The following is a 630-nucleotide window of genomic DNA, read 5'->3' as shown; positions in this document are numbered from 1 at the left end:
GTCCCGGCACCAGCTACACGACCGAGGGCGGCTTCCTGGAGAACGCCGACCAATTCGATCCGGCGTTCTTCGGGATCTCGCCGCGCGAGGCGCTCTCCATGGACCCGCAGCAGCGACTGCTGCTGGAGACGTCGTGGGAGGCGTTCGAGCGGGCGGGCATCGACCCGATGTCCCTGCGGGGCAGCCGGACCGGCGTGTTCGTCGGAACCAACGGCCAGGACTACTCCATGCTCACGCTCGGTGCCGCCGAGAGCACGGAAGATGTCGAGGGCCACTCCGGCACGGGCAACGCGGCGAGCATCGTCTCCGGCCGGATCTCCTACACCATGGGCCTCGAGGGCCCCGCGCTCTCCGTGGACACGGCGTGCTCGTCGTCCCTCGTGGCCTTGCACCTGGCCGTTCAGGCACTGCGCCAGCGCGAGTGCACGCTCGCGCTGGCCGGTGGCATCACGGTGATGTCCACCCCGGCGGCGTTCGTCCAGTTCAGCCGGCAGCGCGGCCTGGCCGCGGACGGCCGCTGCAAGCCGTTCGGGGCGGCGGCCGACGGCACCGGCTGGGGTGAGGGCGTCGGCATGCTGCTCGTGGAGCGGCTGTCGGACGCGCAGCGCAACGGCCACAAGGTGCTGGCCA

Annotated in this window: 1 protein-coding gene; it reads left to right on the top strand. The window is 71.6% G+C overall.

Annotated elements, in window-relative coordinates; all coding sequences use genetic code 11:
• Nucleotides 1-630 (top strand): beta-ketoacyl synthase N-terminal-like domain-containing protein (locus tag KN815_RS30430; RefSeq protein WP_216345087.1); only part of this gene is annotated, 630 nt, incomplete at both ends.

It is taken from the genome of Streptomyces niphimycinicus (assembly GCF_018883605.1).
Classification (GTDB): domain Bacteria; phylum Actinomycetota; class Actinomycetes; order Streptomycetales; family Streptomycetaceae; genus Streptomyces; species Streptomyces niphimycinicus.
Note: the sequence above shows the minus strand (reverse complement) of the source record. Positions and strands in the feature narration are given on the sequence as shown.